Here is a 13089-nt window from a genome sequence, read left to right on the forward strand (position 1 = left end):
GCCTTGCTCGACAATCCAAAGACAATTGAGAGGCTAGGACTTTTGTCCCAGCCTCTTTTTAAAGTGGAAAATCCTATATTTCGTTTCTCTTTCTGAACTGTTGGATTTCTCCTTAAGTAAAATAAGAAAAGGTCCGATTGTTTCGGACCTTTCATTGTTTATTTTGGTGCGATGACTTCCAAGCCACCCATGTACGGACGTAGGACTTCAGGAATGGTCACAGAACCATCTTCATTTTGGTAATTTTCTAAGATAGCAGCGACTGTACGTCCGACAGCCAGTCCAGATCCATTGAGAGTGTGGAGGAGTTTGACCTTGCCATCTGCTTCGTCACGGTAGCGAATTTGTGCTCGACGAGCTTGGAAATCTTCTGTGTTAGAGCAGCTAGAGATTTCACGGTAGGTATTTTGCGCTGGGATCCAGACTTCCAAGTCGTAGGTTTTAGCAGCTGAGAAGCCCATGTCGCCAGTAGAAAGGGCAACAACGCGGTAAGGCAGATTGAGCTTTTGCAGGATGTTTTCTGCATTGGCAGTCATCTTTTCTAGCTCTTCATAAGATTCTTCTGGCTTGGCAAATTTGACCATTTCAACCTTGTGGAATTGGTGCAGGCGGATGAGACCACGTGTGTCACGACCAGCAGAACCAGCTTCAGAGCGGAAAGATGGGCTCATAGCTGTGAAGTAGATTGGCAATTCTTTGCCGTCTAGAATTTCGTCTCGATAATAGTTGGTCAGTGGAACTTCGGCAGTTGGAATGAGCACGAAGTTAGTGTCGCTCAGTTCAAAAGTATCCTCTTTGAACTTAGGATATTGTCCGGTACCAAACATAGAGTCATGGTTGACCATATAGGGAGTGATGACTTCTGTATAGCCTTCTTTGCCATGCTCATCCAGCATGAAGTTGTAGATAGCACGCTCTAGTCTAGCTCCTAAGCCTTTGTAGAAGAGGAAGCGGGCTCCAGTAACTTTTGCGCCACGTTCCCAATCCAGAATATCCAAGTCTTCGCCCAAATCCCAGTGAGCCTTAGCTTCAAAGTCAAATTGGCGCGGTGTACCCCAGCGACGGACCTCTACATTGTCATCCTCGTCTGCCCCGACTGGCACGCTATCGTGCGGAATGTTTGGCAGGGTTGTGGTGAACTCGGTCAATTTAGCATCTAATTCAGCCAAAGTAGCATCCAAGTCCTTGATTTCAGCAGATAGTTTTTGCATAGCAGCAATCTTGTCATCTGCATTTTCTTTATTACGTTTGGCTTGGGCAATCTCTGCAGAAACGGTGTTGCGTTCTGCCTTGAGATTTTCTACTTTCACCAGTAAATCACGTCGCTGCTCATCAATTTCCTTCATTTGATTGAGCACATCAGCTGCTACGCCACGGGTAGCTAATTTCTCTGCGACAGCATCAAAGTCTGTCCGAATACGTTTTAAATCTAACATAAAACCTCCAAAAAATAAAAGCACACCGAGGAAACTGTTGGAGCGGCTAGGCCACGGTTCCATCCAACTTCACAGGTGTGCACTTAATTATGTATGTAGTTGTCTTACAACGGTAGAATTTCACACTAGACTCCTATCTGCTCGCAGCACCCGCAGACTTTCTGAAAGAAGACGTAGTCTTACTTATCCGTTTCCTAGATTATACAGGATTTTCTATTTTTTTGCAAATAGATTTTTAAAGAATTGGCCAATTGTTTTGATCAAGGTAGGCAATTTGACGACTTTTTCATTTCCGATATGTTGCCGTGCAATTTTGAGAATCTTTCCAGTATCCTTAGAAGCAAAGAGAAACTTACCCTTGTCTGTAAAAACTTCGAAATGGCGACTGATATTTTTCCCAGAGACATTGGCACCGATTTGCTGGATGCTAGACCAAGGTAGCTGGATATAGTCTTCTACATTGGCGTCAGCGTAGAATTCCAGTGCGACATCACCGACCAAAAACTTCCCAACCTTGCCACCCAAACCCAGATAGGAAACTCCTGTCGTTTGAAATTCAATCGATTTATTTTGCGATTGTGCCATAGAACCTCTCCCTTTTACATGATATAGCTATTATACCACAATAAAAAGAAGGCCGAAACCTTCTTTTTAATTACATCAAACCAGCAACGTGAGCTAGTACACCAACTACAAAGAGGGCGATGATGATAGTGATAGGGGATACTTTCTTCTTAAGCAGCCACATACAAGCGAAAGTTAGAAGTAGTCCCATCAAACCAGGAATCAAGGAATCCAAGTTTTGTTGGAAAGTTGTAACTTTTTCAGGGGTTTGAGATAGTCCTTGACCAACTTGAGCAAAGGCTTCTTGGATACCCTTATAGCCACTAGACAATTTGTCCCAATGGATATATGCTTTATCATCTAGCTTAACAGATGAAACGTTAAAGACAAACTTAATTGATACCCAGCGCTCAACCAGAACAGCCAAGATAAACATACCTAGGATTGAAGCGCCTTTGGTAATGTCTTGGAGGATACCACCAGACATGTCTTTAGTGATTTCAGAACCAGCCTTGTAGCCCAATTCTTGTGTGTACCAGAGAAAAGTCATCCGGATAGCATTCCAAGCTACAAAGAAGATAAGTGGACCGATGATATTTCCTGTCAAAGCAAGAGATGCCCCAAGTGCACCAAGGATAGGACGAACTGTGAACCAGAAGACAGGGTCTCCGATACCAGCCAGAGGTCCCATCATACCGATTTTAACCCCTTGGATAGCCGCATCGTCAATTGCTGCACCATTTGCTTTTTCTTCTTCAAGTGCAAGTGTAACTCCGATGATTGGAGCTGCAACATACGGGTGAGTATTGAAGAATTCCAAGTGACGCTCAAGAGCAGCAGCTTGATCTTCTTTTTTAGTATAAAGTTTCTTAATGGCTGGAATCAGTGAATAAGCCCAGCCCAGGTTTTGCATACGTTCGTAGTTCCAAGAACCTTGCAAGAAAGTAGAACGCCACCAAACTTTTTGACGGTCAGCCTTTGAAAGAGTCAATTTTCCTGACTCATCAGGTTTTACAGTATTTAATTCTGTCATGATAGTGTGTCTCCTTTCTTAGTAGTCTTCTAGGATGTCGCCGATTGGATCGTTAGATGAAGCTGTTGCTCCGCCACCACCATTTCCGCCTTTTTTAGACAGGGCAAGGTAGATGAGGGCAATAGCGACACCAATTGCACCAAGGGCAATCAGAGTGAGTTCGCTGACAGCAGCCAAAGCGAAACCAATAGCGAAGAATGGCCATACTTCACGAGTTGCCATCATGTTGATAACCATGGCATAACCAACGGCAACGACCATACCACCACCGATTTGCATACCTTCTGATAGCCAAGCTGGCATAGCTTCAAGAGCAGATTTAACAGACTCAGCAGGAATCATCAAAAGCAGTGCTGCAGGGATAGCAATGCGTGCTCCTTGCATGAAGAGAGCGATGAAGTGAGCGCGTTCAACGCCTTTGAAGTCTCCTTTTTTCGCAGCAGCATCTGCACCGTGAACCAAACCGACTGACAAAGTACGGACAATCATAGTCAAGAAGAGACCAGCAACAGCAAGTGGAATAGCAACACCTTGTGCTACAGCAATTCCTTTGCTTGAGAAGTCTCCACCCAGTACCATGATGATGGCAGCGGCAACAGAAGCGAGGGCAGCATCAGGTGCCACAGCAGCTCCGATATTAGCCCAGCCAAGAGCGATCAGCTGGAGAGAGCCACCCAGCATAACACCGGCTGCCAAATTACCAGTTACCAGTCCAATCAAGGTACAAGCAACCAGCGGTTGGTGGAATTGGAATTGGTCCAAGATACCTTCTAGACCAGCTAAGAAGGCAACAAAGACTACTAAAACCATAGAAATAATAGACATGTTCTAAATCCTTTCGTAAATTAATAAAAGCAAAACGTTTGATTCTACTGCACGTTGGCTTTCTTAATCAAATCAAACAAATCTTTCTTAGAGTCATTTGGTACTTTACGTACGTCGAATTCAACTCCGAGATCACGCAATTTTTCGTAAGTAGCCACGTCGTCCTTGTCCATTGACAGAACGTTGTTGACCATTGTCTTACCAGTTGAGTGAGCCATTGAGCCGACGTTGAGAGTCTTGATTGGCACACCTCCTTCAATAGCGCGTAGGGCATCTTGTGGAGTTTCAAATAAGATAAGAGCGTGCGTATTACCGAAACGTGGATCTTTTGAAACAGCAATCAGCTTATCAATTGGAACAACGTTTGCTTTAACATTACCAGGTGCAGCTTGTTTGATGAGTTCTTTACGAAGTTCATCTTTAGCTACTGAGTCAGAAGCAACGATGATACGGTCTGCTTTTGAATCTGGAGTCCAAGCTGTTGCAACTTGTCCATGCAACAAACGAGTATCGATACGAGCAAGGTTGATTTTGAGCTTGCCGTCTCCGATAACAGTTCCTTCTGGGATAGCTGCTTGAGCAACTGGTGCAGCAGCAGGAGCAGCGCTTTCTAGGACTGGATTTAGCTCTTCTGGAAGTGCTTTTACGCCTTCCTTAGCTTCCTTAATAATGTTTGCAACGACAGCATCTACGCCAGCGTTTGCATCCATCATGCGCTCTGTGTAGGCTTGAATTAGCATAGGCAGGTTCAAACCTGTAATAATCGCGAACTTGCGGTCTGGATTTTCACCCATGACACGGCTAGCTTGGTTAAATGGTGACCCACTCCAAAGGTCAGCCAAGACCAATACCTCATCGTTTGCATCAAACGAAGCCACAGCGTCATTGAATTTTGCATACAGATCATCAGGACCTTCGTTTGGCATGAAAGTTACAACTTGAACTTTTTCTTGCTCACCAAAAATCATAGAACCTGACTGATGAATGCCGGCAGCAAATTCACCGTGGCTGGCAATAATGATTCCAATACTCATTATTGTTTTTCCTCCTTATAAAATGTTTGACTTAAGTTTAAGAAAACTTTAAGGCTAACTATTATTATAAAACGTTTTCATGAAAAATGCAAGTACCTGAATCGAAGCGACAATTATTTTCAAATTCTATTTCTAGTGAAAAACGCTGTTATATCAGTCTTTTTTTATCCTTTCTTCTCACTAAATAATTAGATGAAGATTAGATCATCAATGTAACTAGGTTAATATATGAAAGTCGTTGAAAATTTCTATGAAAATGCTTATCTACTAGATTGATAGAAAGCAAATTTATATAGGAAGAATTTATAGCTGAAGTCCAAGAAGTATTTTACAAATTATCTATTTTCTGCTATAATCTTTTTTAGAAAGAATTCTCATTGTCTACTTTTTAGCGAGTTCGGGATAGTGTGAGCCGGATAGGGAAGCAGTGCAGATGGCGCTTTCGGTTAGCATTTTTAAACGTAATGAAGTAATAAATTAGGGTGGAACCGCGTTTTGACGCCCCTAGGTCACAATAGCCTAGGACTGTCGGATGTGGTTCTTTTGCTTGTTCAAACAGAACAGAGGACAAACCTAGTGCTGGAAATGAAACAAAAAAGGAGTAACTAATGTCTAAGAAACTTACCTTTCAAGAAATTATTTTGACTTTACAGCAGTTCTGGAATGACCAGGGCTGTATGCTCATGCAGGCTTATGATAATGAGAAGGGGGCGGGAACAATGAGTCCCTATACCTTCCTGCGGGCAATTGGGCCTGAGCCGTGGAATGCGGCCTATGTAGAGCCGTCTCGCCGACCAGCAGATGGGCGTTATGGGGAAAATCCGAACCGTCTTTATCAGCACCATCAATTTCAGGTAGTCATGAAGCCGTCTCCAAGCAATATCCAAGAACTTTACTTGCAGTCTTTGGAGCTTTTGGGTATCAATCCGCTGGAGCACGACATCCGCTTTGTCGAGGATAACTGGGAAAATCCGTCAACTGGCTCGGCTGGTCTGGGCTGGGAAGTTTGGCTGGATGGGATGGAAATCACTCAATTTACTTACTTCCAGCAGGTCGGAGGTCTGCCAACTCAGCCGGTGACTGCTGAGGTGACTTATGGTCTGGAGCGTCTGGCTTCTTATATCCAGGAAGTAGACTCTGTCTATGATATTGAGTGGGCTGATGGCGTTAAGTATGGCGAAATTTTCACGCATCCTGAGTATGAGCATTCCAAGTATAGCTTTGAGGTCAGCGATCAAGACTTGCTCTTGGGGAATTTTGAGAAGTTTGAAGCAGAAGCCAAGCGCTGTCTGGACGAGCATCTAGTGCACCCGGCCTATGATTATGTTCTCAAATGCTCGCATACCTTTAACCTCTTGGATGCGCGTGGTGCTGTATCTGTGACAGAGCGGGCTGGTTATATCGCTCGTATTCGTAATCTGGCTCGTGTTGTGGCTAAGACCTTTGTTGCTGAGCGCAAGCGTCTAGGCTACCCACTTTTGGATGCAGAGACTCGCGAGAAACTCTTGGCAGAGGAGGGAGAATAATCATGGTAAAAAATTTATTAGTTGAATTAGGCTTGGAGGAAATGCCGGCCTATGTCGTGACACCGAGCATGAAGCAGCTGCGTGACAAGATGGGAGCCTTCCTGACAGACCATCGTCTGACCTTTGAGAAAATTGAAATGTTCTCAACTCCTCGTCGTTTGGCGGTGCGCGTAGTTGGCTTGGCGGATAAGCAGTCCGACTTAACAGAAGATTTTAAAGGCCCTTCTAAGAAAATTGCTCTGGATGCTGATGGGAACTTTACAAAGGCTGCCGAAGGTTTTGTCCGTGGCAAGGGCTTGACGGTTGAGGACATTACTTTCCGCGAAATCAAGGGCGAAGAATACGTCTATGTGACTAAGGAAGAGGTCGGTCGCCCTGTAGAGGAAATCATCCCAGCAGTGACCGAAGTTCTGCAAGCTTTGACCTTCCCTGTCAGCATGCACTGGGCCAACAACACCTTTGAATATATCCGCCCGGTCCACACCTTGACTGTGCTCTTAGATGAGCAGGCCTTTGATTTGGATTTCTTGGACATCAAGAGCGGCCGTACTAGCCGTGGACATCGCTTCCTAGGTCAAGAAGCAGAGATTGCTTCTGCAAATTCTTATGAAGACGACCTGCGTGCTCAGTTTGTCATTGCCAGTCCTATTGAGCGGGAAAAGATGATTATCGAACAGATTCGGGCGTTAGAGCAGGAGCACGGTGTTTCTATCGAGATTGACGAAGACTTGCTCAATGAAGTCTTGAATCTGGTAGAATATCCAACTGCTTTCCTAGGTAATTTTGATGCTAAATACTTAGAGGTGCCAGAGGAAGTCTTGGTAACTTCCATGAAAGAGCACCAGCGTTACTTTGTTGTGCGCGATGCTGAAGGCAAACTTTTACCTCACTTCATCTCTGTCCGCAACGGAAATGCTGAGCATCTAGAAAATGTCATCAAGGGAAATGAGAAAGTCTTGGTGGCTCGTCTGGAAGATGGAGAATTCTTCTGGCGGGAAGACCAAAAACTAGCTATTGCCGACTTGGTTGAAAAGCTGAGCAATGTGACCTTTCACGAAAAGATTGGCTCTCTGGCAGAGCACATGGAGCGGACTGGCAAGATTGCTGCTCTCTTGGCGCAAGAAGCAGGATTGGATGCTGATGAGACGGCTGACTTGGCCCGTGCAGCAGCTATTTATAAGTTTGACCTGCTGACTGGCATGGTTGGTGAGTTTGATGAGTTGCAAGGTATCATGGGTGAGAAGTATGCTCTTCTGGCTGGTGAGAATGCTGCAGTTGCAGCTGCCATTCGGGAGCACTATATGCCGACTTCAGCCGATGGCGAATTGCCTGACACCAAGGTTGGTGCGGTCTTGGCTTTGGCTGATAAGCTGGATACTATTCTGTCCTTCTTCTCAGTTGGTTTGATTCCAAGTGGTTCTAATGACCCTTATGCGCTGCGCCGTGCGACTCAGGGTGTTGTGCGTATTTTGGACAAGTTTGGCTGGAACATTGACTTGGCTCAGTTGGTTAGTCGACTTTACGAACTCAAGTTTGATAGCCTAAGTTATGACAATCAAGAGGCCGTGTTAGACTTCTTCCGTGCCCGCGTTGAGAAAATGATGGACCGCAGCATTCCGAAAGACATCGTGACGGCTGTTCTTCAAAGCACTCACTTCGTCGTACGCGATTTGGTAGAAACAGCTACACTTCTAGCTGAGAAAGCTCAGGAAGACAACTTTAAGTCAGCAGTGGAAAGCCTGTCTCGAGTCTTCAATCTAGCTGAGAAAGCTCAAGGGCAGACAGCTGTCAATCCAGCACTCTTTGAAAATCAAGAGGAAAAAGACTTGGCAGCTGCTATTGAAAAAGTGGAGCTGACAGTTGACTTAGCTGCCAATTTGGACCAACTCTTTGCCCTCAGTCCAGCTATTGACACTTTCTTTGACCATACCATGGTTATGGCAGAAGATAAGGCTGTGCGTAACAATCGCCTAGCTCTCCTGTCTTCTTTGACAGCCAAAGCGGGACAGCTGGCGCAGTTTAATCAGATTAATACCAAATAAAAGGTAAGAGGGGTAGAATCATGGATCCTAAAAAAATTGAACGTATCAACGAACTGGCTAAAAAGAAAAAAACGGAAGGCTTAACTGCTGAGGAAAAAGTGGAACAAGCCAAGCTTCGTGAAGAGTATATCGAAGGCTACCGCCGCTCTGTTCGCCATCACATTGAAGGCATCAAGATCGTTGACGAGGAAGGCAATGATGTGACACCTGAAAAATTGCGTCAAATCCAGCGCGAGAAAGGTCTTCATGGCCGCAGTCTAGATGATCCAAATTCATAAAAACAAGAAAAAGAGACTCCGATTTATGATTTCGGAGTCTTTTTTTGCAGTTTATAACTTAGCTTAAGGCTAAGAATATTTATGAACTTTATATCGAGGGATACAGCATTTATAAAGGAAAATCAAGAAATAATGCCTAGCAAGCGAGTAGACAAGCTTGGTTTTTTATCCTTCTATATAGTCTCTTAATGCTTGACCACTTAGGCCGACATTGAGGGCGATCAGCAGCTTGATGCGAGCCTTCGGTGCATTGAGCTCTTTGACAAACATGATTCCGGCTTGGTGCAGTTTGACACCACCGCCTTCATAGGCGTAGACAGGCTCAGCAATGCCGTTGAAACAACGTGAAACGAGAGCGATGGGGAGACCAGCTTCTGCCATCTCTGTTAATGTTTCCGCAGTTTCTTTTGGCAGATTGCCTGCGCCAAAGGCTTCGATGATGAGACCGTCTAGCTTTTGCCAATCCAGCATATCAAGCAGTTCTGTTTTCATACCGGCATAGGCTGGAATGATGGGTACCAGTCCCGAAATGCTAGTCAGATCAAAGCGGACGCGAGGCTCTGCTGTTTTAAAATAAAGAATTTCCTGCTTCATGACCAGGCCTAGAGGACCGTGCGTCGGAGTTTGAAAGGTGCTGACATTGGTGGTGTGGGTTTTAGTGACATATTTGGCAGCATGCACTTCATCATTCATGACGACGAGAACGCCCTTACCTCGACTCTTCTCGTCACTGGCTACCCGCAAAGCAGTCAGGTAGTTATAAACTCCGTCACTACCGAGTTCATTTGAACTTCTCATAGCTCCGGTCAAAACGACAGGGATGTCAGGCAGGTCCATGGTATCAAGGAAGTAGGCCGTTTCCTCTAGAGTATCGGTTCCGTGGGTAATGACCACACCGTCGTATTGGTCAGCGTCAGCCTTGATTTTTTGGTAGAGTTCGAGCATGTGCTTGGGAGTGATGTGAGGACTGGGAACGTTGAAGAAATCAACCACCGTCACTTCAATACCCTCTAAGGGAACAGCCACATGGTTCATGGGATTGTCTTGGCTGCTATTGACAGCGCCACTTCCATCAGCCTGCATGGAAATGGTTCCACCCGTATGTAAAACTAAAATTTGCTTATTCATAGATGAGCTTCTCCGTGAATTGTGTTATAATTTATTGTATCATAAAAGGAAAGAATGAGAAAATCAATGGAAATAAAAGCCGTCTTTTTTGATATAGATGGAACCTTGATTAATGACAGTCGAACCGTCTTGAAATCGACAGAAGCTGCCATTAAGAGTTTGCAAGAACAAGGGATTTTGGTCGGTTTAGCAACAGGTCGGGGCCCCTTCTTTGTCAAGCCTTTTATGGATAAGCTGGATTTAGACTTTGCTGTCACCTACAATGGTCAATATATTTTTTCAAAAGACAGGGTCATTTCTGCCACACCGATTGATAAGCAGAGCCTGCGTGATCTGATTGCCTATGCCAAGGAGCACCGAAAAGAGATTTCCTTGGGGACAGAACAGGCCATGCAAGGTTCAAAAATTATGACCTTTGGTATGAGTTCTTTTTCACAGTGGGCTACCCAGTTTATTCCTAGAAAGATGACTCGGACGGTGAGCTATGGTTTTAACAAGATTGTAAGTAAGGCCCTTCCTCAGCATGAAGAAGACCTGTTGAAATTGATTCAAGAACCTATCTATCAAGTTCTGATTTTGGCGGATCCGGCTGAGAGTGCAAAGATTGAAGCGGATTTCCCGCATTTGAAATTTACTCGTTCTAGTCCTTATGCAGCGGACATCATCAATCAAGGGATGTCCAAGCTAGAGGGCATTCGTCTAGTCGGTCAAGAGTATGGCTTTGATATCCATCAGGTCATGGCCTTCGGCGACTCTGACAATGACTTGGAAATGCTGTCGGGAGTTGGTTTGTCTATTGCCATGGGGAATGGTACCAGCTCTGTCAAGGAAGTAGCCAAGCATACGACGAGCAGCAATAGTCAGGATGGGATTCATCGGGCACTAGAACATTTTGGTATTTTAGCGAGTGAGAAAGTCTTTGTGTCCCGCGATCACCACTTCAATAAGGTTAAGACTTTCCATAGTGTTATGGATGAGTCTACGCAGGAAGAACCCATCGCTTGGACACCAGAAGAAGCACGGCATCGCGCTGACTTTAAGCTGGAAGAGTTGGTTGAATTTCTCAGAGCTGCCAGCTCTTCAGAGGAAGAATTTGATCAGTCGATGACCAGAATGCACGAGGCTTTAGATAAGGCTGCTACCAAGGTTCGTAGCAAGAGCAAGGCAGAAATCTCCTTAGTTGGTCAAGTGGATGCTCTGATCGATACGCTCTACTTTACTTACGGTAGCTTTGTCTTGATGGGAGTTGATCCTGAGCGGATTTTCGATATTGTCCATCAGGCCAATATGGGGAAAATTTTCCCAGATGGAAAAGCGCATTTTGATCCAGTAACCCATAAAATCCTCAAACCAGATGACTGGGAAGAAAAATATGCGCCAGAACCAGCGATCGAACGGGAGTTGGAACGACAGATTCAGGCCTATCAGCGCAATGTGGAAAAGGCGCAAAAAGAATCAAAAGACGAAGAGTAGCGACTCTTCATCAACAGAATTTTTATTTTACGATACTCAATCGAATTATTTTACGGAGGTTTTCTCATGTTATCAAGAGTTGAAAAATTTGAAGCAGCCTTGGCTCAGACAGAATGCGATGCTGTCCTAGTAACCAATCTGAAAAATATTTACTATCTAACCGGTTTCAGCGGCACGGAAGCGACAGTTTTCATCAGCAAGTCACGACGAATTTTCCTGACAGATTCTCGTTATACCTTGATTGCTAAGGGCGTGGTTGAAGGCTTTGATATTGTTGAAACGCGGGATGCAGTTGGAGAAATTGCTAAAATCATTGCAGACGATCAGTTGGCAAAAATCGGTTTTGATGATGAGATTTCCTATGCTTACTTCAAGATGCTGGAAAGTGTGTTTGCTGGTCATGAGCTGGTGCCGATGACAGCCTTTATCGAAAATCTGCGCATGATCAAGGATGAGCAAGAAATCGCGACTATTCGCAAGGCCTGTCAGATTTCGGATCAAGCCTTCCTAGACGTGCTGGACTTTATCAAGCCTGGTCAGACGACGGAGCTGGCTGTCATGAACTTTTTGGATGCCCGTATGCGCCAGCTAGGTGCTTCAGGTGCCTCCTTTGACTTTATCATCGCTTCGGGCTATCGGTCTGCTATGCCGCACGGTGTGGCTAGTGACAAGGTTATCCAAAATGGTGAAACCCTGACCATGGACTTTGGCTGCTATTATAACCACTATGTCAGCGATATGACACGGACTGTTCATGTGGGGCAGGTGACAGATGAAGAGCGGGAGATTTATGACATTGTCCTGCGCAGCAATCAAGCCTTGATAGAAGCGGCTAAAGCTGGACTCAGCTGTATTGATTTTGATCGGATTCCACGCCAGATTATCAACGATGCAGGCTACGGCCCTTACTTTAGCCACGGAATTGGCCACGGAATTGGTCTGGACATCCATGAGATTCCTTACTTTGGCAAGTCAGAAGAGCCGATCAAGGCTGGTATGGTTCTGACCGATGAGCCGGGGATCTATCTGGATGGTAAATACGGCGTTCGGATCGAAGATGACCTTCTGATCACAGAGACTGGTTGTGAGGTCTTGACCCTCGCTCCAAAAGAATTGATTGTGATTTGAGAATTATCAAGCTTTATGGTAGAATAAAGAGTAAATTATTTATTAAAGAGGTAAAAAACAAATGATTGAAGCAAGCAAGCTGAGAGCTGGAATGACTTTTGAAACTGCAGATGGTAAATTGATCCGCGTCTTGGAAGCAAGCCACCACAAACCAGGTAAGGGAAATACTATCATGCGTATGAAATTGCGTGATGTTCGTACTGGTTCTACATTTGAGACTAGCTACCGTCCAGAAGAAAAATTTGAACAAGCGATCATCGAAACAGTACCAGCACAATACTTGTACCAAATGGATGGTACTGCGTATTTCATGAATACTGAGACTTATGACCAATACGAAATCCCAGTCGTTAATGTAGAGGACGAGTTGAAATTCATCCTTGAAAACTCAGATGTGAAAATCCAATTCTACGGATCAGAAGTGATTGGTGTAACAGTACCTACAACTGTTGAATTGGTGGTAACAGAAACACAACCATCTATCAAAGGTGCTACTGTAACAGGTTCTGGTAAACCAGCAACTCTTGAAACAGGTCTTGTTGTCAACGTACCAGACTTCATCGAAGTTGGACAAAAATTGGTCATCAATACAGCCGAAGGAACTTACGTTTCTCGTGCGTAA

The 13089-nt window shown here is 44.7% G+C and carries 12 protein-coding genes; 6 read left to right on the forward strand and 6 right to left on the reverse strand.

Annotated elements, in window-relative coordinates; translation table 11 throughout:
- Positions 1-158: 158 nt before the first annotated feature.
- From serS to D8790_RS01930, 5 genes are all read right to left on the reverse strand, one after another.
- Positions 159-1436, reverse strand: coding sequence for a serine--tRNA ligase (gene serS / locus D8790_RS01910; RefSeq protein WP_125387382.1), 1278 nt, complete (start codon positions 1434-1436; stop codon positions 159-161).
- 213 nt (positions 1437-1649) lie between these two features.
- Positions 1650-2021, reverse strand: coding sequence for a DUF956 family protein (locus D8790_RS01915; RefSeq protein ID WP_125387383.1), 372 nt, complete (start codon positions 2019-2021; stop codon positions 1650-1652).
- Between the two features lie 70 nt (positions 2022-2091).
- Positions 2092-3033, reverse strand: a complete 942-nt coding sequence (locus D8790_RS01920; protein ID WP_125372482.1) for a PTS system mannose/fructose/sorbose family transporter subunit IID — start codon at positions 3031-3033, stop codon at positions 2092-2094.
- Positions 3034-3051: 18 nt separating this feature from the next.
- A complete protein-coding gene (locus tag D8790_RS01925) occupies positions 3052-3858 on the reverse strand; it encodes a PTS mannose/fructose/sorbose transporter subunit IIC (RefSeq protein ID WP_002908912.1) in 807 nt (268 codons plus the stop codon).
- Positions 3859-3902: 44 nt separating this feature from the next.
- A complete protein-coding gene (locus tag D8790_RS01930; RefSeq protein WP_125387384.1) occupies positions 3903-4892 on the reverse strand; it encodes a PTS sugar transporter subunit IIB in 990 nt (329 codons plus the stop codon).
- 608 nt (positions 4893-5500) lie between these two features.
- On the opposite strand from D8790_RS01930, the gene glyQ reads away from it, so the two are divergent.
- The 3 genes from glyQ to D8790_RS01945 are packed head-to-tail and all read left to right on the forward strand — an operon-like array spanning position 5501 to position 8738.
- Positions 5501-6418, forward strand: coding sequence for a glycine--tRNA ligase subunit alpha (glyQ, locus tag D8790_RS01935; protein ID WP_002893545.1), 918 nt, complete (start codon positions 5501-5503; stop codon positions 6416-6418).
- A 2-nt stretch (positions 6419-6420) separates the two neighbouring features.
- The gene (gene glyS / locus D8790_RS01940; protein WP_125387385.1) at positions 6421-8460 is read left to right on the forward strand and encodes a glycine--tRNA ligase subunit beta; all 2040 of its coding nucleotides are present in this window, start codon (positions 6421-6423) and stop codon (positions 8458-8460) included.
- 20 nt (positions 8461-8480) lie between these two features.
- Positions 8481-8738 (forward strand): DUF896 family protein, encoded by a 258-nt coding sequence (locus D8790_RS01945; RefSeq protein ID WP_125387386.1) that lies wholly within the window; start codon positions 8481-8483, stop codon positions 8736-8738.
- A 165-nt stretch (positions 8739-8903) separates the two neighbouring features.
- Here D8790_RS01945 and D8790_RS01950 read toward each other — a convergent pair whose 3' ends face one another.
- A complete protein-coding gene (locus tag D8790_RS01950; protein ID WP_125387387.1) occupies positions 8904-9866 on the reverse strand; it encodes an asparaginase in 963 nt (320 codons plus the stop codon).
- Positions 9867-9932: 66 nt separating this feature from the next.
- Between D8790_RS01950 and D8790_RS01955 the strand changes: the two genes are divergently transcribed.
- The 3 genes from D8790_RS01955 (at position 9933) to efp (ending at position 13089) form a co-directional block, all read left to right on the forward strand.
- On the forward strand, positions 9933-11339 hold the full coding sequence (locus D8790_RS01955) for a Cof-type HAD-IIB family hydrolase (RefSeq protein WP_125387564.1): 1407 nt from the start codon (positions 9933-9935) through the stop codon (positions 11337-11339).
- A gap of 66 nt (positions 11340-11405) precedes the next feature.
- Complete coding sequence (locus tag D8790_RS01960) at positions 11406-12467, forward strand: M24 family metallopeptidase (RefSeq protein ID WP_125387388.1); 1062 nt, start codon at positions 11406-11408, stop codon at positions 12465-12467.
- Positions 12468-12528: 61 nt separating this feature from the next.
- Positions 12529-13089 carry an elongation factor P gene (efp, locus tag D8790_RS01965; RefSeq protein ID WP_125387389.1) on the forward strand — a complete coding sequence of 187 codons (561 nt, stop codon included), beginning with the start codon at positions 12529-12531 and terminating at the stop codon, positions 13087-13089.

The organism is Streptococcus cristatus (assembly GCF_003943535.1).
Lineage (GTDB): Bacteria > Bacillota > Bacilli > Lactobacillales > Streptococcaceae > Streptococcus > Streptococcus cristatus_L.

Coding starts and splice junctions, on each gene's coding strand:
- serS (WP_125387382.1), bottom strand. CDS start 1,436: ATGTTAGATTTAAAACGTATTCGGACAGACTTTGATGCTGTCGCAGAG.
- D8790_RS01915 (WP_125387383.1), bottom strand. CDS start 2,021: ATGGCACAATCGCAAAATAAATCGATTGAATTTCAAACGACAGGAGTT.
- D8790_RS01920 (WP_125372482.1), bottom strand. CDS start 3,033: ATGACAGAATTAAATACTGTAAAACCTGATGAGTCAGGAAAATTGACT.
- D8790_RS01925 (WP_002908912.1), bottom strand. CDS start 3,858: ATGTCTATTATTTCTATGGTTTTAGTAGTCTTTGTTGCCTTCTTAGCT.
- D8790_RS01930 (WP_125387384.1), bottom strand. CDS start 4,892: ATGAGTATTGGAATCATTATTGCCAGCCACGGTGAATTTGCTGCCGGC.
- glyQ (WP_002893545.1), top strand. CDS start 5,501: ATGTCTAAGAAACTTACCTTTCAAGAAATTATTTTGACTTTACAGCAG.
- glyS (WP_125387385.1), top strand. CDS start 6,421: ATGGTAAAAAATTTATTAGTTGAATTAGGCTTGGAGGAAATGCCGGCC.
- D8790_RS01945 (WP_125387386.1), top strand. CDS start 8,481: ATGGATCCTAAAAAAATTGAACGTATCAACGAACTGGCTAAAAAGAAA.
- D8790_RS01950 (WP_125387387.1), bottom strand. CDS start 9,866: ATGAATAAGCAAATTTTAGTTTTACATACGGGTGGAACCATTTCCATG.
- D8790_RS01955 (WP_125387564.1), top strand. CDS start 9,933: ATGGAAATAAAAGCCGTCTTTTTTGATATAGATGGAACCTTGATTAAT.
- D8790_RS01960 (WP_125387388.1), top strand. CDS start 11,406: ATGTTATCAAGAGTTGAAAAATTTGAAGCAGCCTTGGCTCAGACAGAA.
- efp (WP_125387389.1), top strand. CDS start 12,529: ATGATTGAAGCAAGCAAGCTGAGAGCTGGAATGACTTTTGAAACTGCA.